A 20,332-nucleotide genomic window follows, 5' to 3' on the forward strand; every position below is an offset into this window, starting at 1 on the left:
GCGTGCGGATCGTGGTCGGTGGCGACGATCTCCCTCTCGCCGAGCGCATGGCGAAGCTGAGCCGGGCGTACGGCGCGGAGGTGATGATCACAGGTGACGGATTCCCGGCGCTGGTCGAGATGGCCGAGCGAGAGCGGCCGGACGTGACCATGATGACGGTGGGTCCGTCGTACGCGGACCACGACAAGGTACGGACGGCGCTGGACCTGCGGCGCCGGCACCCGGCGACCGGAGTCGTGCTCGTCTCATCGAGCGCCGAAGTGAGCTACACAAGGGAGCTCGTGGCCGCCGGCGGCGGCGTCGGATATGTGTCGGGGAGCAGTTTCGACCGGCCCGCCGACGTCGTCCTCGCGCTCCTGCGCGTCGTCGCGGGGGAGTTCGGCCTGGACCGAGCGGTGATCCGCAATCTCGTCGGCTCGACCCGGGTGCCGGAGCTGCGCGGCCTGAACAGGGTGGAACGCGAAGTAGTGGATCTGGTCGCCGGGGGATGGTCCAACGAGGTGATCGCCGCGCAGCTGTGGTTCTCCGAGGCGACGGTGGTCAGGGTCGTCGGTGAGGTCTTCGAGAAGCTCGGTCTGGAGCCGGTGGCCGACCCGGCGCGCCGGGCGCACGCCATGCTCTCCCTCGCCGCGGATCGCACACGTCCGCCGTCCTGACCTCAGTCGCGGAGCGCGTCGGCGAGCAGGATCGCGTGGACGTCGTGGGCCAGGTCGTCGAATCCGTTGCGACCGTGCACGCGCACGTCGCTGGTCTGGTCGGGCCTGCGGAGGAGCCGGCTGTCGGCGCCCGGGGCGTCAGGGGTCGCGATCCAGCCGTCCTCGGCCAGGGCGATCCGCAGGGCGGGGGCCGCGCCACCCGCGCTCACCACCAACCGGCCGCGAGGGTCGTCCCGGTCGACGTCCTCGCGTTCGAGCACCCGCAGCCCACGGCTGCGAAGTGCCCGGTCGAGTCGCCGGACGGCCTTCGCGAGCCAGTCGATCAGTTCGTCCCGTACGGAGGTGTCCGCGCCGGCGACGAGGTAGCCGCGCCGTCCGTCGTCGAACACCAGGGTCTTGGTCGAACCGACCTTGAACGGCGAGTGGCCGTTCCGGGAGAACCACGCGCGGATGTCGTCGGGGCTCGGCGGGCCGAGTTCGCGGCCGAGCGAGCTCAGCCGGCGGAACGCACCGGGATGTACTCCGGCGATCTCGACCGCTCGTTCGGCGAGCCATGGCGTGACGCCGACGCCGTACACCGCCGCCCTGCGCCAGCCCAGTTCACGTGCCAGTGGGGCCTCGACCTCCGCGATCGCGCCCTCGTTCCGCGGAAAGACGTCTTCCAGATGCCACTCGGGATCGCCCGCGTCGAGGCGGAAGGAGTCGCCGGCGAGCCTGAAGGAGGTGCTGGAGTTGAAGGGGTACCACCGAGGGTTCAAGCGGGTCCACTCCCCATGGCGGGCAACGGCCGGGAGGCCGCCGGGCCAGGGACCGGGTGACCGGTGTCCGCGGTCGGTCTCGGCGGTCGGCCCTCCGTTCAGGACGAGGTCGAGTGCCGAGCCGAGATCCTCGCCGAGGAGATACCAGGCGTTGTCGTACCGAGCGAGGATCCGCCCGGTCTCGTCGACGAAAAGCCGGCCGCGGCCATTGATGTATCCCGGGCCGAGGACGCCGCCGCAATCCTCGATCAGGGCGATCGGAAAGAGCCGGGTCCCGATCTCTTCGGCGTACCACGCGTATTCCACCGGATCGATCCACGCGTCCAGCGGGAAGAAATGGATGTGGTACCCGACCTCGGCCATGTCGAGCAGGCCGAACTCGGTCAGGAGCTCGACGGCCGCGGGAAAGGTTTGATGACGGCGGCCCTGAATTCCCTCCCGGGCACAGAATTCGGTGAGCCAGGGTGTCACGCGAGCGCCGGCGTCCCGCCCCGGCTGCCAGCCCGCGCTCATCAGGGAGATCTCGACATCGACGGTGAAGGGGGAGTCGTCGCTCAGCAACTCCTCCATCCGGTCCGGGTCGTACGGAACGGTGGGCGGGTCGTTCGCCCAGCCCGACCGGTCGATCGAGCACTGGTCGACGGATCGGAGGTGCAGTTCCGCCGCGATCGCGCGATGGGTGCGAAGGGCGGACCGCGCCTTCGCGACCACGGCCGGTGAGACGGGCGCGCACCGGTATTCGGCGGCGGCGATGTGCCTGAGGAATTCGGGCTGCGGCGCGTGGTGGTGGGCGATCAGGTGGTAGGCGCAGCCGTCCGACCAGATCCATGTGCCGTCGGTGTAATAGGACAGCGGGACCCCTTCGGCCGAGGCGGCCGGATCGTCGAACAGCGTGAACAGCCATGCATGGCTCTGTTCGAGCACCTCGGCTCCCCGAAGGTAGCGGGCGATCCGGGCGCGTTCGGCGTCGTCGTCGATGACGGCGCGGGAACGCCCGTGACGCTCGGCGTCACCGTCGAACCGATGGACCTCATCCGCGATACAGAACTCCTCGACCGTCGAGGGCAGGACCGATATCGGGTCACCGCCGAATACGCCCATGCCGCCATGCTATGGGAATTAATGGATCTCGTCCGCGGGTAATTGTTGTGTCATCGAGATTTCAACGGGCCTGACTGGCTTCGCAGCGTAAACAGCGAAAGGCCTACTTACGGAGCCTCACGGGGGTTAGCGGAGTGCCGGCGGCGTCCTCGCCGGGCCCGATGCCCGCGTTCTCCACTCCGGTTCACCGCGAACCGGCAAGCCATCGACCCGCGGTCGGCGGCTCTCCTCCTTTGCCACCCTCCGGCGCACCCGCCAGACCCTCCCCGGGGCGCGCCGGAAAGTCCCCCAACAGCGAGGAAGGCGACAAGTGCATTCCATGTGGTCGACTACCTCGTCCGGCAGGGGCGGTACCACGAGTGCCGGGTGGTCGCCGAGACGGCGCTGCCGCTGGTCGAGGCGTCCGACGACCGGCTGGCGTCGTCACTGCGGGTCTGTCTCGGCATCGCGTACGGTCTGCAGGGCGAGTACGAGCAGGCGCACACCTGGCCGACCGACGCCCTGGCCATCAGCCGCCGCACGGGTGATCTGCGCGAACAGGCGCGAGCGCTGGGAGTGCTGGGGACGGTCACCCGATGGGCGGGGCGCACCTCCGAGGCGCTCGCCCGGCTGACCGAGGTGCTGAAGCTGGCCGGGCCGCTCGGCGACGACTGGCTCGTCGGCATGGCCACCTGCAACCTCGGCGCCGTCTACCAGCAGCTCGGCCGGTACGACGAGGCGCTGGATCACTACCTGCGCTCCCTCCGGATCGCCGAGAAGCTCGGCAGCCCGAGGGTCATCGGCAAGACGCTGAGCCACATCGGCAGCCTTCACATGGACCGCGGCCGGCCGGCCGACGCCATCGGGCCGCTGTACCGGGCCGCCGACCTGGCCGAGCAGGTCGGCGACCTCCCACAGCAGGCCGCGCTCCTGACCCGGCTGGGCACGACGGAAGAGGGGCTGCGGAACACCGGCGCGGCCCTCGAACTCCATCGCCGGGCCCTGGCCGCGATCCGCGAGCAGGCCGACGTCGGGCTCGAGGTGGAGATCCGCAACCGGCTGGGCGGCAGCCTTCTCGCGACCGGCGACCTCGACGAGGCGTGCGAACAGTTCGACGCGGTGCTGGCCCTCAGCCAGACCGACGACGCCCCCGAGCAACTCGCCGGAGCCGTCGAGGTCCCCGGCCGTTGGGTGTGACGGCCGTCCGCCGCGATGCGGGTCCGCCCGGCGAGAGACCGGTGTGTTTCCCGGCGAACGCCAGGATGTCCGCGGTCAGGGCGCGTTCCTTGCTCGCGGGGGAGGCCGCGTGGGCGGTGCCGGGCTCGCGGCGCATGAGGATCGGCCGGTCGCTGCTCGTCGCGTGCTGGAGGGCCGCGCACATCTTGCTGACGTGGGCCTCGCCGGTCTGCAGATCGGTCACCGCGCCGGCGAGGAGGAACGCCGGGTAGGGCGTTCCGGGCGTGATGTTGTGGTACGGGGAGTACCGGAGCAGCCAGCGGAGCTGTTCGGGGTGGGAGGCGGTGCCGAACTCCTCGGTCCAGGTGTGGCCCAGGCCGAAGCGCTCGTAGCGCACCATGTCACAGAGCGGACCGGCGGCGACGACCGCGGCGTACAGGTCCGGTCGCTGTGTGGCGGCGGCGGTGACCAGCAGCCCGCCGCCGGACACCCCGTAGCTCGCCAGCCGGGCCGGCGTGGTCCGGCCCGTCTCGACGAGCCAGGCCGCGGCGTCGTTGAAGTCGCTGATCGACCGGTGTTTGCGCGGGCCGCGACCGGCCTCGTGCCAGTGCTCACCCGCTTCGCCGCCCCCGCGCACGCAGGCGACCGCGAACGTGCCGCCGGCGCTCACCCAGGCGGCCGCCAGCGGGAAGAACCACGGCCGCATCGGCATGCCGAAGCTGCCGTAGCCGTACAGCAGGGTCGGGCGGGGGCCCGGGGGCTCCTCCTCCGGGGTGAACAGGAACAGGGGGATCTCCGTGCCGTCGCTCGCGCGGTAGCGAACGCCGCGGCTGTGGATCCTCGGCGCGTGCCCGGAGATCGCGGCGCCGGTCTCCCGTTCCAGCGTCCCGTCGGCGGCGTCGTAGCGGTAGATGACGGGCGGCGTGGTCAGGTCGCAGTAGCCGAACCAGGCCTGACGGCCGTGCGGGAGGTTCGTGCGCAGCGACGACACGACGCCCGCCCCGGGCAGCGGCAGCCGGCCGAGCGGTCGGCCGTCGGCGAGGTCGTACGGGGTGACGGTGGAGATGCCGTGCCGGGCGCGGGCCACCAGCAGGACGGGGCGCGCGAGCGCCGGGTCGTCCAGGACCACGCACTCGTCCAGGGGCGCTTCGGGATCCTCGGGGACGAGCGTGCGCCAGGCCGCCGGGTAGGTGTCGTGCCGGTCGGTCACGCAGATCCGGCCGCACGGGGCCTGGTAGTCGGTGACCAGCAGCAGGTCGCCGTTCGCGAGGAAGCGGGGGAGCACGCGGGCCCGCGTCGTGCGCCCGTCCACGACCCGGACGAACCGTGGGGCCCGCGGGTCGATGAGCTCGGCCACGTACACGTGGTTGGGCGCGGCGGGTCCGGCCATCGCGGTGATCGCCAGGCTACGGCCGTCGGCGCTGACCGTGAGCCCGTAGTAGTGGTCCGGGGCGTCCTCGTCGCCGAACACCACCGTGTCGGCCTCCCAGGGCGTACCGATCCGGTGCCACCGCACGCGCCGGTGCAGGCGCGTGTCACCGGGGGCCAGTTGCTCGGCGGGAACGCGGCTGACGTAGTAGAACGCCTCTCCGCCCGGAAGCCAGGCGAGTGAGGTGTTGCGGGCGCGGGGCAGCGGCCCGTCCACCGTCTCGCCGGTACGGGCGTCCAGCACGATGATGTCGCTGCCGGGCTGCTCGGCGACCTCCAGCTGGACGGCCACGCGTTCGCCCTCCCGCGACGGCCACCAGGCGTACAGGCCGGTATGGCCGGACGGATCGATCTTCGCCGGATCGACGAGCACCCGCCGGCTCCCGTCGGCGTCGACGACGAGAAGCCGCCGCTGCTCGTCCTCCCGCCGCTGCTCGGCCAGGAACCTGACCGGACCGCGCGCCGTGGGAGGCTCCGACACGCCGAAGGACGACACCTCATCCACCAGGGACGCCCACGATCGCGCCTCGGGCCACCGGGCGCGATACGCGTGGAACAGCCGATCCTGAGCGCTCGTCCAGTCCCGTACGCTCCCGTCGTGGCCGTCTTCGAGCCACCGGTAGGGATCGGCGACCGACAAGCCGAAAAGGTTCTCCACCACATCGCCGCGCCGGGCGGCGGGATAAGAAAGCCGTGCCACCAACGACCCCCGTCCCATCATGAGCCGGGGTACCGCGGCCGGTGAAACCCCGCGATACCCCGACGTATTCAGCTACGACTCGCCACGGAGAATGTCCTCCTGCCAGCCGCGTCCGCCCCCGAAGCGAGGAGCCGGACTGGTCTCCTTATACGGCAGGTATCCATTCATGACAGCCTCCTGGATCCCTTTAGGAAGCCCAGAACGGGCGATTACTGACGACAGACATCCCCATCGCTGCGATCGATAAACGAGGTATATCCTTCAACCGTGGGCAAAGTCATCATTTGGTAGATCGGCGGTAAATAACGGCGAATGTGCGTCATTCGGCGTCAGATCGGGGCTGGTGCCCGTTTGCTGAGAATTCTCTGAGACGCCGTCGTTAGGGTCGCGCCCGGACGTCGATCGCACGTCCCCGTACTCCCGTGGAGGTGGAACCGCGATGCCCTTTCTGTCCTCGCTTCCCGACGCCGCCGGCGTCCTGGACGTCATGAAGGCCTTTCCCGAGGCCTCCGCGCCCTTGGTCGACTACCACGAGGTGGTGCTCCGCGGCCCGTCCGCGCTGACGGTCGGCGAGCGGGAACTGATCGCCGCGTACGTCTCGGGGCTGAACGCCTGCCACTACTGCCGCGGTGTTCATGGGGCGGTCGCCGAGGCGTTCGGCGTGGAGGAGGGCGTGCTGACCGCGCTGCTGGCCGACGTGGAGTCCGCGCCCGTACGCGACGAACTGAAGCCGTTGTTCGCCTACGTGCGAAAGCTCACCCTGACGCCGAGCCGGATGGCCCCGGCCGACGCCGACGCGGTCTTCGCGGCCGGGTGGGAGGAGAAGGCCCTCTTCGACGCGGTGTCGGTGTGCGCGCTGTTCAACTTCATGAACCGCCTCGTGGAGGGCCTGGGTGTCAAGGCGCCCGACGACGCCTACTTCGCCGTCGCCGCCCGGCGCCTGACCTCCGGCCGCGACTACTCCGGCTACCGGCAACTGATCGCCCACGACCATGAGACCTGAGGCGTGACGTCGGATACCTGCCAGCCGTGGCGCCGGCCGGTGACCACACTGCGGCCCATGGTCGATTTCTCTGAAGGGCTGGTCGATCGGTTCCTCCGGGCCAGTGCCGGGTTCGAGCAAAGGCTGGGGGCGGTCCGGCCCGAACACTGGGCCGGGCCGACTCCCTGTTCCGCGTGGAACGTACGTCAGCTGGTCAACCACATGACGCGAGGAAACCTCGGCTACGTGGGGCTGCTGCGGGGCGGGAGCGGTGCGGAGTTCCTGCGGCTGCGGGACGCCGACGCCCTGGATGCGGATCCGGTGGGCGCCTACCTCCGGTCCGTCCAGGAGTGCGCCGAGGCGTTCGCCGCTCCCGGGGCCTTCGAGCGCGTCCTCGACTACCCGCTGGGGAAGGTGAGCGGCCGCCAGGCCCTCGCGGTGCGGACGACCGACACCGTCGTTCACACCTGGGACCTGGCGCGCGCCGTCGGCGCGGACGAGACACTCGACGGCGAACTGGTCGCCTGGATCGATGACTTCCTCGAGGAGATCTACGCCGGGCTGGCGGAGACGCCCACCGCCGCCGAGACGACGCACCGGTTCTTCGCCGCGCCCGGCGGCGCGCTCGCGCCGGGCGCCTCCCGGCAGGAGCGGCTGCTGCACCGCATGGGCCGCGCCGGGTAGGCATTTGCTAATGCGACGGTAGCTTTGCAAAAGCATACAGCGGGTCCGGTGGATCGGGCCCGCGGCCCTGGAGCCGGAAAGCGGAGGGACGACATGACGCCCGACAGGCACGAGAGCGCGCCGGCGCCCTGGTCCTGGGCGCTGCCGGGGCGATCGGGGGTGCCTTCCTGGTCGCCGCCGCCCCGAGCGCGGCCCCGGCGGCGAGGGTCGGCGCGGCCGTGCCGCGAGCGGCGACCGCTCTCCACCCGGCGACGGCGGCGCGGGCGGCGGCCACGGCGCTGCGCGTCAAGGTGATGACCTTCAACGCCTGCGGAGACCACGCGAGCAAGACCACGTGGACCTACGGCGACCACAGCAAGAAGGTCGTGTGCTCCAGCACCGGGAACACCGCCGAGATGGCCCACGGGATCGACGGGTACATGAAGGCGGGCGGCATGCTCAACAACGCCTCGACCCCCCATGTGCTCTTCCTGCAGGAGGTCTGCTGGGCCGATGTCAAGCGGCTCAAGACCTACCAGAACATCAAGCAGAACCACTGGACGTTCCGGTTCCTGGCCGTACGCGACCGTGCGGTTCTGCGGCGCCCACCTGACGCCGGGGACGGGGCACGCGAGCGTCCGGCTCGCCCAGGCGAAGGGGCTGGTGCAGCGGGCCGGTACGGGCGCCCGCGTCATCGTCGGCGGCGACTTCAACGCCCACCCCAAGGACGCCGAGCTCAAGCCGCTGTACTCCCACTACCAGGAGTGCGACACGGCGAACCATGGCACCTTCCAGCGCAAGGGGACGCCCGGCGCCGACCGGCTGAGCAAGCTGGACTACGTCTTCACCGGCAAGAACGCCCTGGCCGACGGATCGGTCACCGCCGACCACGTGAGCATCTCCGACCATCGGCCGCTCATCTCCACCATCGTCTTCCCCTGAGCGGGCCGGGCCGGTGAGCCGATGAGCCGGTGATGCCCCGGACGCGAGACGCGGTGTGTCCGGGGCGTCGCCTCGGCGTGGGTCAGGAATCCTCCATGACGCGGGCGAAGTGCGCCCGCGCGTCCGCGGTGCGCCCGTTGCCGTAGACGCGCAGCATCGTGGCCAGGTCGGGATGGTGCGCCTCGATGAGCCGCGCGGCGTCCTCGATCTCCGCCGCCGACGCGAGCCCGCGCAGCAGCGCCTGGATTCCGGCGACCGGATCGGCCGATCGCGCGGCCGGGGAGAAGCGCTGTGCCGTCGGGACGCTCAGGTACGACGGCGTGGTGTTCTGGGAACGCACCTGGTCGAGCCGCTCGCGCACCTCGTCGGCCGACAGGGCGGCGAAGCCGGGCTCGGCGACCATCGACTCGACGGCCATCAGGCGGGACACCACGGCCGGGTTACTGATCTTGGCGCGTTGCCCGGACATGAGCTGGGACAGCATCGGGGCGGACAGCCCGAGCACCTCCGCCAGGGCGGACTGGGGCAGCCGGAGCCGGTCGAGGAGCCGCCGGAAGCGGTCGTGCAGCGGCTCGCCGTACCACTCGATCTGCCGAGCTCGGTTGCGGATGACAATGTCGTCCGTCACGACCGTGCCTTTCCGACGCTGGGTCCGCGTCGCTCGATGTGCATCTGCACACGACATTCTCCCACCATGCCAGGCTATTCGGCGGCAGCGCGCGCCGTCGCCTCCGGCTGGGCCGCCGGCGGCGGTCCGTGCCGGTCGCGTTTGCGGAAGCACAGAGAGATTAGCGGGCGAGGGCGCCGAGAAGGCGCTCGGCCTCGGCCGCGACGACGGGCAGCGCCTTCGCCGGCTCGTCGGAGCGGGCGAGCAGCATCCCCGCCTCGCACAGCGCACCGAAGATCAGCTGGCAGCGGGCCGGCAGGTCACCGTCGGCCATCACCCCGTCCGCGGCGGCGGCGCTCATGCCTTCGGTGAGGACGCGGAGCGTGTGGGCGTACTCGATCTCGCGGACCTGCTCCCAGCCGAGGACCGCCGGGCCGTCCAGCAGCACGATCCGGCGGAAGACCGGGTTCAGACAGTGTTCGAGGAAGGTGCGGCATCCCCGGAGCAGTGCGGACCACGAGTCGGGCTCCCGCGCGGCGGCCTCCCGCAACGCGTCGGCGATCCGCCGCTGCTCCTCGACGAACACGCTGCGGAACAGGGCGGCCTTGTTGCGGAAATGGTGGTACGCGGCGCCCTTGGTCACGCCGGCGGCGGCGGCGACCGCCTCGATCGAGGTGGCGGCGTAGCCGTCCCGGCCGAACAGCTCCCGGGCCGCCGTGACGAGCATGGACGTCGTCGCGTCCGAGCGTTCGGCCTGCGTACGGCGAGGCGGGCGAGGCAACGGCGAACCCCCTTGACAGCGCGATCGGCCCGAACGTACGTTCGACGCCGGAAGTTACATACCCTCGGTACGGAAGTGGGATGGTCATGACCGCACCACTCATCGCAATCTACGGCGCGACCGGGCATACCGGACGGCTGGTGGCCGCCGAGCTGATCGACCGGGGCCAGGAGATCGTGCTGGCCGGACGCGACGGCGCGGCCCTCGAGGCGATGGCCGGTGAGCTCGGCTGCCGCACCGTGACCGCGCCGCTGGACGACCGGGCGGCGATCCGCGGGCTCGCCGAGAGCGCCGACGTGCTGATCCACTGCGCCGGGCCGTTCTCGGTGACGGGCGACCCGGTCGCCTCGGCCGCGGCCGAGGCGGGCTGCCACTACATCGACCACGCCGTCGAGCCGCACCATGTCAAGCACCTGTTCGACACGTATCAGGCGACGGCCCAGCGCACCGGGGCGATCATGATCCCCTCGCTGAGCTTCTACGGCGGCCTGGGTGACCTGCTCGCGGGCGCCGTCACCGAGGGGATGGCCGACGTCGCCCGGGTGACCGTCGCGTACGCGGTGACCGGCTGGCGGATGACCACCGGGGCGCTGGAGACCGCCCGGCAACTCTTCGCGGAGACCGTGCGGATCGGCTTCTCCGACGGTGCCCGGCAGGTGGGCTACGTGGAGCCGCGCAACGTGGTGTTCCCGTTCCCGCCGCCGGTCGGCCCCCGGTCGATGATCGCTCCCGTTCCCTTCCCGGAGGCCGTGACCGTGCCCCGGCACGTGCCCGCCCGCGAGGTCGAGGCGATGCTGACCGCGCGGACGTTCGAGGAGGAGCCGGTGTTCACCAGCGAGGACGCCGACGCGCAGATCCGGGCGCGGACCGAGTTCACCGTCGCCGTACAGGCGTTCGGCGAGCACGGCGACCGGGCCGGCCACCTGAGCGGACACGACCTGTGGCGGGCCGCCGCGCTGGCGTCGGTGACCGGCGCCCTGCGGCTGACCGGCGGAGAGGCGCCCGCCAAGAGCGGGGTCCTCAGCCCCGGCGAGGCGTTTCCCGCGGCACCGTTCCTCGCGTCGCTCGAACGGCTCGGCGCCTTCACCGTCACGCTGTGAGAAAGGACCAGGCGATGCGGCCGATTCTCGTCACGGGAGCCGCGGGTGGCCGGCAGGGCTCCACCGGACGGCACGTCACGCGGATGTTGCTCGAACGCGGCCAGGCCGTACGCGCGTTCGTGCGGACCGATGACGCGCGAGCCGCCGAGCTGCGCGCGATGGGTGCGGAGGTGGTCGTCGGCGACCTCCGGGAGATCGCTTCGGTGATCCCGGCCGTACGGGGTGTGCGCCGGGCGTTCTTCACCTACCCGGTGACTGACGGAATGCTCGACGCCACGGCCGTCTTCGCCGCGGCGGCGAGGCAGGAGGGGCTGGAGCGCGTCGTCGACGTGTCACAGCTCGCCGCCGACCCGGCCGCCGGCACGCCCCACATGCGCCGGCACTGGGTGTCGGAGCAGGTCTTCGACCGGGCCGGCGTCGGCGCCGTCCACCTGCGGGCGGCCGTCTTCTTCGAGAACCTGGCCGTGCTCGCGGACGCGGGCGACGGGCGCACGCTCGAGATGCCCCTCGGGTCCGCCGAGACCGTGCTGCCGTTGGTCGCGGGGGCCGACGTCGCTCGCGTGGCCACGGGCCTGCTCACCGGGCCGGACGGTGAGGTGGACCCGGTCTGCCGGCTGACCGGCGAGGTCATGACCATCGGCGAGGCGGCGCGGGCCTTCGGGCTGGTGTACGCCGACCAGGACCCGCGGCGGTGGCGGCACCGTGCGACGGCGTTGTACGGGGACGCCGTCACGGTGGAGCACCTGTCCCATCTGTGGGAGCTCTTCCGGGCCATCGGCGGCGGCCACGCGCTCTACCAGGTCACCGAGGCCATCGAGCGGGTCGGCGGCCGCCCGCCACGGACCCTGCGCGACTTCACCGCGGCCCGGCCCCGGCCGGTCACCCGGTGAACGACGGGGGCGCGGGCCTCGGCGGGCGGGCGGGCGACGGGTGCGCGTCCCGTCCGTACGAGGCGGTCAGGCGGTGGCGGCGGTCTGGTCCGCCGCGCGGTAGCGCCCCGGCGCGACGCCGAAATGCCGTTTGAACGCGTGGGCGAAGGCGTACGGCGAGCCGTAGCCGACCCGCCGGGCGATCTCCGGAAGCGACAGGTCGGAGTCGCGCAGCAGGCGCGCCGCGACGGCCATGCGCCACCACGCCACGTACGCCATCGGCGACTGCCCGGTCAGCGACGTGAACCGCCGGGCCAGGGTCGCGCGTGACAGGCCGGCGGCGGCGGCCAGGTCCTGGAGCCGCCACGGCCGGGCCGGATCGGCGTGGAGGGCCTCCAGCGCGGCGGCGAGCGGGGGGTCGCGCAACGCCTGGGGCCAGCCGGTCGCGGCGTTGTCCTCGAGCCAGGCGCGCACCATGTAGACGAACAGGAGGTCGAGCAGGCCGGACACCGCCGCGTCGCGCCCGGGCCGTCGATCGACCACCTCGCCGCCGAGCAGGTCGATGGCCGCGCGGAGCCCGGCGTGCCGCCCGGCCCGGGCGGAGAGGTGCACGACCTCGGGCAGCCGCGCCAGCACCGGGTGCGTCCGCGTCCGGTCGAGGCGGTACTTGCCGCACAGCACGTCGGTCGGCCCGTCCGGCTCGCCGACCGCGTTCTCGAACGCGACGGCGTGCTCGGCGTGCGGCGAGTCGGAGAGGACGTGCGCGCCGCCGTGCGGCACCAGCACGACGTCACCGGGGCCGAGCGGAGTGGGGTCGCCGTGGTCGGTGATCAGCCAACCGGTGCCGCGCAGGAACACGTGGAAACCCGCCCCGTCGTAGGGCGCGAAGCGGTAACACCACCGGGAGCCCAGGCGCAGCCGGTCGGACGACGGCCGCCCGGTGCGCATGACCGTGATCACGTCGCTCAGCACGTCCATGAGCCCGCATCCTAGTCACCGATGAGACGATCGAACATCGGTGAGCGCATCTCAAGCATTGAGATGCTCATCGGCGGAACCTAGCGTGGCGCTTATGAGTGGTTCCATGAGTTTCCAGCTCGGCGACGTCGAGATCACGAAGGTCGTCGAGTGGCAGGGCGAGATCGCCCCCGCCCGCTTCATCGTCCCGGACAGCACACCGGCGATCTGGCAGGACAACCGGTCCTGGCTCGCGCCGGACCACTGGAACCCCGAGACCGATGAGTACCGCGGCGCCGTGCAGACCTGGCTGCTGCGCAGCGAGGGCAAGGTCGTCCTCGTCGACACCGGGGTGGGCAACGACCGGCACCGGCCGCAGATCCCGCTCTTCGACCATCTGCGGACCCCCTTCCTGGACCGGCTCGCCGAGGCCGGAGTCCGGCCGGAGGACGTGGACGTCGTCGTCAACACGCACATCCACTACGACCACGTCGGCTGGAACACCCGGCGGGAGGGCGACGAGTGGGTTCCGGCGTTCCCGAACGCCACGTACCTGATCCCCAAGGCCGACCAGGAGTACTTCGACCCTCGCAACGCCCACCGCCGTCCCGCCGTGCGCGACGATCACGACCGGCTTCGCCGGGAGGGGAGCCTCATCGTGTACGCCGACAGCGTCGCGCCCGTGCTCGGCCGGGCCGTGCTGTGGGAGGGGGAGTACCGGATCGACCGGAACCTCTCGCTGGAGCCCGCGCCCGGCCACACGCCCGGCTCCTCGATCGTCCGGCTGTCCTCCGGCTCGGACCGCGCCGTGTTCGTCGGCGACCTGCTGCACAGCCCCGTGCAGATCCTCGAGCCCGCGTACAGCAGCTGCTTCTGCGAGGACCCCGTGCAGGCGGCGTCCACCCGGCGTGCCGTCCTCGAGCGGGCCGCCGACACGCGTGAGCTCGTCGTACCCGCGCACTTCGCCGGCGCCGGCGCGGCCGAGGTCCGGCGCGACGGCCAACGCCTGGCCATCCGCCGGTGGGCGAGCCCCACCGGCGGATGATGCCGGCCCACGTTCGTTGCCTGGTTCTCCATAGATCCTGTTCCGAGAGAGGCGCGTCGGCGAGGGACGGCCGTTATTCCAGCCACTTCCCGTCGCGCATGATGACTCTCCCGCGTAGCTCCGGCTCGCCGCGCCAAGCGCGCACGGTCCTCGGGACCACGCGTACATAGAGAAAGGACCCCTCTTCCACGCGTGGATCCCACCCGAACTTGCCGGCGAACGCCTCCGCTGCGCCTCCGGGCACCTCCTGGTCCGGGAAGCACTCCGCCTCACCCTGGAGGAGCACCACGTCGAAGGTGTCCGGTAGCGACAGGCGCACGCGCGGCTCTTCGCGGACGTTCCGCGCGGTCACCGAAGTGGCGCTGGTGCACATCCACGCTGCTCGCCCGTCCCACAAGAACCACAGCGGCACCTGGTGCGGCCCATGATCAGGGTGGGCCGTCGACACCCATACATCCCGCTCGGTAACGAGCCGCTCCAGAGTGTCGCGCCTCCGCTCCGCCGTCCGGCGACGAACGATTCCCGTGGTCTCCATGAGGGCCGACGTTAGCCAAGCAGGCGCGAAGCGCGCCTCAGGCGCAGGGCCTACTCCCAGCGACCGATGAACCCTCGGCTTTCGGCGAGTTCACCGGTGGTGCGGTTGCGACGGACCAGGAGCCGGTGGTGGCCCAGTGCCGTCTCGACGAGGTCGATGACGGCCAAGCGGAACGCCGGGAAGAGGGCTTATCGGGAAAATCGCGTTCGCGGGACCGGTGGTGTCCGCGATGATGGACCGGATGAAGATCCGGCTCGCGGGTGGCGTGGTGGCCGACGGCCGGTGCGCCTGGGTTCCGGGGTCGCCGGCCCCGGTGGACGGGTCCGACGCGCCCGCGGGAGCGGCCGTCGCTCTCGGGCCGGCCGAGGCCACTGACGATCAGGTCCGCGGCGCGGTCGACGAGCTCGGCCGGCTGGTGGCGGCCGGCGGCGTCGCCGCGGCGGGCGCCAACGTCGATCTCGGCGCGGGCTTCCGGTCCGCGCGGCTGGCCGGGGCGCGCGGGGATCAGCGCGACGCCGTCCTGGCCGCCCTCCGGGTCCTCGGGGTGGAGGACGCCCATCGTCTGGGTGACCGCGCCGGGTTCCTCGTGGCGTTGTTCGGGCCCGCGGTGACCAGGCGGGTCGGGGCAGCGGCGGCACGCGCGATCGGCGAGGGCCGGTGGGCGGCGCTGCACCTCGCCGTCGCGGCCAGCGACACACTCGGGCCGGAACAGGTGGAGCAGGTCCTCGCCCTGCGGGCGCCGGAAGGCGCCGACCTCACCCCGGACGGCCCGCCCTCCGCCCTCGCCCACCACCTACGGCAGGTTCTCGAACCCGTGCCTCGGCCGCGCCGGCTGGAGCTGGTCCTCGACCTGTGGGCCCAGGTGCTGGAGCATCACGCCGGCCTCGCGCGTCGCGAGCGGCGGCTCGCGACGCAGAGCCGCCGCGACCGGATCGGCGACCTGCGCCTGCGCCGCCGGCACGACGATGACGAGGTGATCCTGGGCTGGCTCAGGGCGTACGAGGGCCGGGAGCCGTCGCTGGCCGACGCCGCGCGGTGGGTCCCGCCCGACGGGTACTGGTCGCAGGCGCTGGCCGGGCTCCTGCAGGACGCGCTCGCCACGACCGCCCTGCTCCGTACGGCGGTCGCGGTCGCCGACCACGGTCTGGAGGACGGCCTCGCGCGCTCCGCCGCGCTCATCCGCGCCGCCGACGCCGAGACCGCCTGGGTCGCGACGCGCTCCTCCCGCCCGGTGCCGGGTCTCACCGGCCTGCCGTCCCATCCCATCGCGTACGTCCGCGACATCCACCGCAAACTGACCAGCGGCACGCCCCACGACGCGAAGTTCGCGGCCTACATCCGGCAGCGGCTGGCGTGCGCCCGCGACTACGCCCGGGTCGTCATGGAGACGGCCGCGGCCCTCCTCTACGCGTACCCGGGCGCCCCGGAGCACGTACGGCGGAACTGGGGCCGGTCGGACCTGCGGAAATGGCGCGCGGGAGCCGGGTACGGCCCCGCCCGGCCGCCCGCCGGGTGGGAGGGCATCCCGCCCTGGACCGTCCCTCTCCTCGGGCAGGAGGAGCCGCTGTCCCGGCGGCTCGCGGCCTCGCCGGACGCCGCCCCCGCCGAGGTGGAGATGGTCGGCGACCTGCTGTGGTACGCCGACCTCATCGATGCCCTGGCCGAGCTGTACGGAAACGACGTCGCGGGGGTGACGCGGGGCACCGGCGCCCCGTGGTTCGACCACGACCCGCCGCCGCCGGACGAGCCGCTGACCCCGCGGCTGGACTCCATCACGCTGGCCGTCTCGGGCGCCGCCCAACTCGTCGCGCTCGGCGGCACTCCGCCCAAGGGCGTCCGCACCTGGCGGGGGCTCACCGAGGGTCTGCTGGCCGGCACCGCGATCGCCGAGGCGCTCACCGGAGAGTTCCCCGTACCGGCGCCCCTGGCCGCGCTGGACGGTGCCGAGGTGCCCGGCGTGGGAGTCCGCTTCCGGGTGGCGCGGGGCGCCCGCACGCTGGCCGAGTGGTCGGACTACATGGGCAACTGCATCGCCGGGCCGTACTACCTGGAGGAGGCCAGGGCTGGCCGGTCCTGCCTCGCCGGGCTGTACGACGAGGAGGGGACCCTTCTCCTCAACGTCGAACTGATTCCGCGCCGGCCCGTCGGCCGGGGCTGGCGGGTGGGTGAGATCGCGGCGAGGTTCAACGACACGCCCGACCCGGTCCTGGAGAGGCGGATCTGGGACTGGGTCGACACGATCCCCGGCCCGACCGCCGATGACGCGAGCGCGGCGGCGGAACCCGCTCCGCCGGACGAGGCGCCGCCCGTGCGGCCCGCCCGGAGGCATTCGGCGTCCCGCCTGACCGCGGAGGCCGGACCGGCGCTGGACGCTCTCGCGCGGCGCGCGTGGAAGGACGAGGCCGGTGAGGAGGTGCTCGGGACCTTCGCCCGCCTCGCGGGCACACCGCCGGAGGCGGCCCTCACCCGGCTGCGGCGCCTCGGCGCGGCGCGCTTCGCCGACGCCTGTCGGCGCGCGCTGGACACCGGCGCCGTCGACCTCGACCAGCTGTGGGCCGCCGGGGGTATCCGTCCGCTGACGACCGCGGTCGAGGCCCTGGACCCCGCCGTACGCGATCGCTTCGAGGCACTCTCCCTGCTGCTGGACGGGTCTCCGCTGCCCAAGTCACTGCGCAAGCTGGTCAAACTGCCGGCCGTGGCCGACGCGTACGCGCTGGACCTGGCCGCACGCGGCACGCGCCGGGCGATCGGTGAGCTGGCGAACCGCGACGACCCGGTCGTCGCCCGCGCCATCGCCGGCCGCCCGTCCGAACCGCTGCTCTGCGCGCTCACGGTCATGGTCACCTGCCGCGCTCCCGCGATCGAGCTCGCGCCCGTCGCCCCGCCGCGCACCGTCGCCGTTCCCGGCCACCCGGCCACATCCCTGGAGGACGAGAGCGGCCCGTGGCAGCGCGCGTTCCCCCTCGCTCGCGAGATGGGCGCCGACACCACCCGGCTCTGGGACGCGATCGCCGAACACGGCCTGCGCCTGCCCGCCTCGTGGCTCGGCACGGGCGGCTGGCCGGCCCTGTGGTCCCGCGCCCACCGCCACCGCCCCGCCTAGCTAGCAGGTCGAATGGAAGAGACCGCCGACCGGGCGGGAGGCGGCCAGGTGGTTGTAGAGCTCGACGGCCTTGCGGGTCTCCTCGACATGGACCTCGATGTTCCGGCCGCGGAGGAGGTCGAGGGTCTCCGGGCACGTGCCGAGCCGGCACTCCATGCCGCGGCTCAGCACGACGACCGCGGCTCCGTGCTCGATGAGGTCGGTCACGTCGGCGGGCTGGATGCCGGGATCGTGATGCGTGCCCGTCTCGTTCCAGTCCCACCGGCGTCCTCCGCCCGGATAGAGAACGAAGTCGCGTCCGGTACCCAGGGCCTCGACCTCCATGCGGCCCCAGGAGATGCCGAGAACGCGCGGCGACCGGCGCGCGGCGGCCGGTGGTTCCGTGTCTGATGGAGTCATTCCTGCTCCTGCCCGGGCCGCACCGGTCCGGCGGGCCCACGACGATGGCCGCGCGCCCGGCACCGGCAGACGGCGGTCCGGATCTCCGCGGTGCTCATGTCTCGGACTTCACCGCTCGTCCGGTCGCCTGGGCGAAAATGTTCGTAATCCGATCTATCGGCAGGTAGGGGACCTGGTTCCCCTCGAACGTGGGATTGAGCTCGTTGACGGATCGAGAGAGCCACTTCATTCCGAAGGAACCGTCGCCTTTCAACGTCGCGGTGAACCCCAAATTGCGCGTTGGGTCGACGTTCAGCGTCTTCGAGAGCACGTTGTTCACCCTCAGATGCCCGAGGTTGCGCGGAACACGGTTGGCGGGAACTCCTCCGTCGAGCAGCAACGTGTCGCCGCTCGGGTAGGCGAGGAAACGGTCGTTCGCGGGATTGTAGACGCCCGCGAACCTCGCTCCCTCGCCGAAGCGGCCGAGCGTGGCCTCGTTGTCGCCGCTCTTGAAATTGGATAGCGCGTTCTCAACTTCCTCCGGCTGCAGCGTGTAGTGCTCCGCGTCGCGTCCGCCGGCCGTCAAGAACGCCGTGGCGCCGAAATCCGCGGCATCCGCGCCTGCGGGCTTGGTCCCGGGACCTCTGAGGAAATCCTTCATCAGCTTCGAGAACATATTCGCGCCCACGTCGCGGCCGGCCATGACGACTCCCGAGGAGATTCACGGTGCGAGGAAATGCCGGACGAAACCGCAGACTACTCCCGCGATAGGCCGTGCTCAACAAGACGCGGCATCACGCTTCAGGGTGACTCGAAGAGGCCTTCGGTGTACTCGGTGGCCGCCTGTTCGGTGGCCTTGTAGTGCAGTTTCTTGCCGGTCGCGTTCATCGGGAGAGCGTCGACGAAACGGTAGGCGCGCGGTCGCTTGTACGGGCTCAGCATCGGGTGCGTGCGGCAGTGGCGTTCGCAGTCGGCGGCGGTCAGCGTCTCGTCGGCGCGGACCACGTACGCGACGACCCGCTGGCCCCAGCGCTCGTCCGGGACGCCCACGACCAGGGAGTCCGCGATGCCCGGGTGGCCGCCCAGAGCCTCCTCCACCTGGGTGGGATGGACGTTCTCCCCACCCGACACGATCATGTCGTCCCGCCGGCCCACGATGGTGATGTACTCGTCCGCGTCCCACGTCGCCAGGTCGCCGGTGTACAGCCAGCCGTCGTGGAACTTCTTCGCGTCCGTCTCGGGGGAGTTGGTGTAGTGGTAGCCGGACTTGGGGGAGCGGACGATGACCTCGCCGATCTCCGCGTCGTCGTGGGCGACCGTCTCGTGCGGCTCGGCGCGCCGGTCGTCGAACAGCCGTACCACGGCGACGTCGTCGTCGGTGCAGGCGCGTCCGGCACTGCCCGCGTGTTCGGGCAGGTCGGAGGGGCGTAGGAAGGTGTTCCAGAACGTCTCGGTGGTGCCGTACCCGTTGAAGATCCGCGGCGTCAGCACCTCCTGGTAGCGCAGGCACGCGTCCCGGGTCAGCGGCGCCCCCATGGTGACGATGCCGCGCAGGCTGGACAGGTCGCGGCGGCGCTCGAGCTGGGCGCGCGTGAGCATCTCCAGGTTCGTGGGCGCGCCGATCAGGAACGTGACGCCGAGGCGTTCGACGTGGTCGAGCACCAGGTCGGGGTCGAAGGCGCGCATCGGCACCGCCTGCGCGCCCGCGTAGAACACCGGGTTCGGCCCGCCGGAGAACAGGCCGCCACGGTGGAACCACGGCGTCATGTTCAGCGTGATGTCCTCCGGCGAGAGCGGGAAGTGCATGATCACGTCGTGCGCGCTGAGCACCTCGACGAGGCTGTTCAGCGCGACGCCCTTGGGCATGCCGGTGGTACCGGACGTGTAGAGCCGCGTGGTCTCCTCATATCCGGTGGCCGCCGGTTCCGGACGGGCCGCGCCCGGCGGGGCGAACAGGTCGCCGAACGCCACCGCGTCCTCGCGTGCGGCCCCGCCGTCCCCCGGCGCGCCGAGTGCGGCGACGACGTCCGGCCGGTGCCCGGCCAGGGCGAGCGCGTCGCGCGCCGGGCCGGCCAGCGCGGCGTCGTAAACGAAGACCTTCGGCGCGCTGTCGTCGAGGATGTAGGCGGTCTCGCCCGGGGCGAGCCGGTAGTTGATCGGCGCGCCGATCGCCCCGCACGCCTGCGCGGCCAGGTACACCATGGCGAACTCGGGGCAGTTGTAGAGCTGGTAGACCACCACGTCGCCCGGGCCCACGCCCGCCGCGGCCAGGCCCGCCGCCAGCCGGTCCACGTCCGAGCCCAGCTCGGCGTAGGTCCACGAACGGCCGGACTCCGGGTCGTGCAGGGCCACCCGGTTCGCGTACCGGTGGGTGTTGCGCTGGAAGCCGTGCAGGTACGTGAACTCGTGCTCGAGCACCGCCCGGAAGGCGGACGGGTCGTACTCGGCTTGCGTGGACATGCGGCTCCTTCCCACGGCCCGGCGGTCGGCTCGGAGGGTCGGCCTCCCGTGTCGTGACGGTCGTCATCCGTTTCGTGGCCGGAACGACTCCAGGCACGCGCGGGCGCCGGGA

18 protein-coding genes are annotated in these 20,332 nt (G+C 72.1%); 9 read left to right on the top strand and 9 right to left on the bottom strand.

Annotation, left to right across the window (positions count from 1 at the left end; genetic code table 11):
- The first annotated feature begins 2 nt into the window (after positions 1–2).
- Positions 3–656 (top strand): response regulator transcription factor, encoded by a 654-nt coding sequence (locus ABEA10_RS07570; protein ID WP_345459191.1) that lies wholly within the window; start codon positions 3–5, stop codon positions 654–656.
- A gap of 2 nt (positions 657–658) precedes the next feature.
- On the opposite strand, the gene ABEA10_RS07575 is transcribed toward ABEA10_RS07570, so the two are convergent.
- The gene (locus tag ABEA10_RS07575; RefSeq protein WP_345459194.1) at positions 659–2,515 is read right to left on the bottom strand and encodes an SUKH-3 domain-containing protein; all 1,857 of its coding nucleotides are present in this window, start codon (positions 2,513–2,515) and stop codon (positions 659–661) included.
- A gap of 321 nt (positions 2,516–2,836) precedes the next feature.
- Between ABEA10_RS07575 and ABEA10_RS07580 the strand changes: the two genes are divergently transcribed.
- Positions 2,837–3,691, top strand: coding sequence for a tetratricopeptide repeat protein (locus ABEA10_RS07580; protein WP_345459197.1), 855 nt, complete (start codon positions 2,837–2,839; stop codon positions 3,689–3,691).
- Here the strand turns inward: ABEA10_RS07580 and ABEA10_RS07585 are convergent.
- On the bottom strand, positions 3,624–5,798 hold the full coding sequence (locus ABEA10_RS07585; RefSeq protein WP_345459200.1) for a prolyl oligopeptidase family serine peptidase: 2,175 nt from the start codon (positions 5,796–5,798) through the stop codon (positions 3,624–3,626). The genes ABEA10_RS07580 and ABEA10_RS07585 overlap by 68 nt on opposite strands.
- A gap of 439 nt (positions 5,799–6,237) precedes the next feature.
- Here ABEA10_RS07585 and ABEA10_RS07590 point away from each other — a divergent pair, with 439 nt between their 5' ends.
- From ABEA10_RS07590 to ABEA10_RS07600, 3 genes are all read left to right on the top strand, one after another.
- Positions 6,238–6,801 (top strand): carboxymuconolactone decarboxylase family protein, encoded by a 564-nt coding sequence (locus ABEA10_RS07590; protein WP_345459203.1) that lies wholly within the window; start codon positions 6,238–6,240, stop codon positions 6,799–6,801.
- Positions 6,802–6,858: 57 nt separating this feature from the next.
- Positions 6,859–7,464, top strand: a complete 606-nt coding sequence (locus ABEA10_RS07595) for a TIGR03086 family metal-binding protein (protein ID WP_345459208.1) — start codon at positions 6,859–6,861, stop codon at positions 7,462–7,464.
- A gap of 567 nt (positions 7,465–8,031) precedes the next feature.
- Entirely contained in the window at positions 8,032–8,385 is a 354-nt protein-coding gene (locus ABEA10_RS07600) for an endonuclease/exonuclease/phosphatase family protein (protein ID WP_345459211.1), read from the top strand.
- An 82-nt stretch (positions 8,386–8,467) separates the two neighbouring features.
- Here the strand turns inward: ABEA10_RS07600 and ABEA10_RS07605 are convergent, their stop codons facing one another.
- Positions 8,468–9,013: a DNA-binding protein gene (locus ABEA10_RS07605; protein ID WP_345459214.1), complete on the bottom strand. Its 546-nt coding sequence runs from the start codon at positions 9,011–9,013 to the stop codon at positions 8,468–8,470.
- A gap of 160 nt (positions 9,014–9,173) precedes the next feature.
- On the bottom strand, positions 9,174–9,773 hold the full coding sequence (locus tag ABEA10_RS07610; protein ID WP_345459217.1) for a TetR/AcrR family transcriptional regulator: 600 nt from the start codon (positions 9,771–9,773) through the stop codon (positions 9,174–9,176).
- An 86-nt stretch (positions 9,774–9,859) separates the two neighbouring features.
- On the opposite strand from ABEA10_RS07610, the gene ABEA10_RS07615 reads away from it, so the two are divergent.
- Together ABEA10_RS07615 and ABEA10_RS07620 are read left to right on the top strand one after the other, a co-directional pair.
- Complete coding sequence (locus ABEA10_RS07615) at positions 9,860–10,873, top strand: saccharopine dehydrogenase NADP-binding domain-containing protein (protein WP_345459220.1); 1,014 nt, start codon at positions 9,860–9,862, stop codon at positions 10,871–10,873.
- The gene (locus tag ABEA10_RS07620) at positions 10,870–11,763 is read left to right on the top strand and encodes an NmrA family NAD(P)-binding protein (protein ID WP_345459223.1); all 894 of its coding nucleotides are present in this window, start codon (positions 10,870–10,872) and stop codon (positions 11,761–11,763) included. Before ABEA10_RS07615 ends, ABEA10_RS07620 begins: the two co-directional genes overlap by 4 nt.
- A 66-nt stretch (positions 11,764–11,829) precedes the next feature.
- Here ABEA10_RS07620 and ABEA10_RS07625 read toward each other — a convergent pair whose 3' ends face one another.
- Positions 11,830–12,720 (bottom strand): AraC family transcriptional regulator, encoded by an 891-nt coding sequence (locus tag ABEA10_RS07625; protein WP_345459226.1) that lies wholly within the window; start codon positions 12,718–12,720, stop codon positions 11,830–11,832.
- Positions 12,721–12,814: 94 nt separating this feature from the next.
- Between ABEA10_RS07625 and ABEA10_RS07630 the strand changes: the two genes are divergently transcribed.
- Entirely contained in the window at positions 12,815–13,744 is a 930-nt protein-coding gene (locus ABEA10_RS07630) for an MBL fold metallo-hydrolase (RefSeq protein ID WP_345459230.1), read from the top strand.
- Positions 13,745–13,817: 73 nt separating this feature from the next.
- On the opposite strand, the gene ABEA10_RS07635 is transcribed toward ABEA10_RS07630, so the two are convergent.
- Positions 13,818–14,279, bottom strand: a complete 462-nt coding sequence (locus tag ABEA10_RS07635) for a pyridoxamine 5'-phosphate oxidase family protein (protein WP_345459233.1) — start codon at positions 14,277–14,279, stop codon at positions 13,818–13,820.
- A gap of 241 nt (positions 14,280–14,520) precedes the next feature.
- Here ABEA10_RS07635 and ABEA10_RS07640 point away from each other — a divergent pair, with 241 nt between their 5' ends.
- Positions 14,521–17,382 carry a hypothetical protein gene (locus ABEA10_RS07640; RefSeq protein WP_345459236.1) on the top strand — a complete coding sequence of 954 codons (2,862 nt, stop codon included), beginning with the start codon at positions 14,521–14,523 and terminating at the stop codon, positions 17,380–17,382.
- Here ABEA10_RS07640 and ABEA10_RS07645 read toward each other — a convergent pair whose 3' ends face one another.
- The 3 genes from ABEA10_RS07645 to ABEA10_RS07655 form a co-directional block, all read right to left on the bottom strand.
- Positions 17,383–17,781: an Mth938-like domain-containing protein gene (locus tag ABEA10_RS07645; RefSeq protein WP_345459239.1), complete on the bottom strand. Its 399-nt coding sequence runs from the start codon at positions 17,779–17,781 to the stop codon at positions 17,383–17,385.
- Positions 17,782–17,875: 94 nt separating this feature from the next.
- Positions 17,876–18,463 (bottom strand): hypothetical protein, encoded by a 588-nt coding sequence (locus ABEA10_RS07650; protein WP_345459242.1) that lies wholly within the window; start codon positions 18,461–18,463, stop codon positions 17,876–17,878.
- A gap of 98 nt (positions 18,464–18,561) precedes the next feature.
- Entirely contained in the window at positions 18,562–20,220 is a 1,659-nt protein-coding gene (locus ABEA10_RS07655; RefSeq protein WP_345459245.1) for a class I adenylate-forming enzyme family protein, read from the bottom strand.
- Positions 20,221–20,332 lie beyond the last annotated feature (112 nt).

Origin of the sequence: Actinoallomurus oryzae, from assembly GCF_039541955.1 — a bacterium.
Taxonomy (GTDB): Bacteria; Actinomycetota; Actinomycetes; order Streptosporangiales; family Streptosporangiaceae; genus Actinoallomurus; species Actinoallomurus oryzae.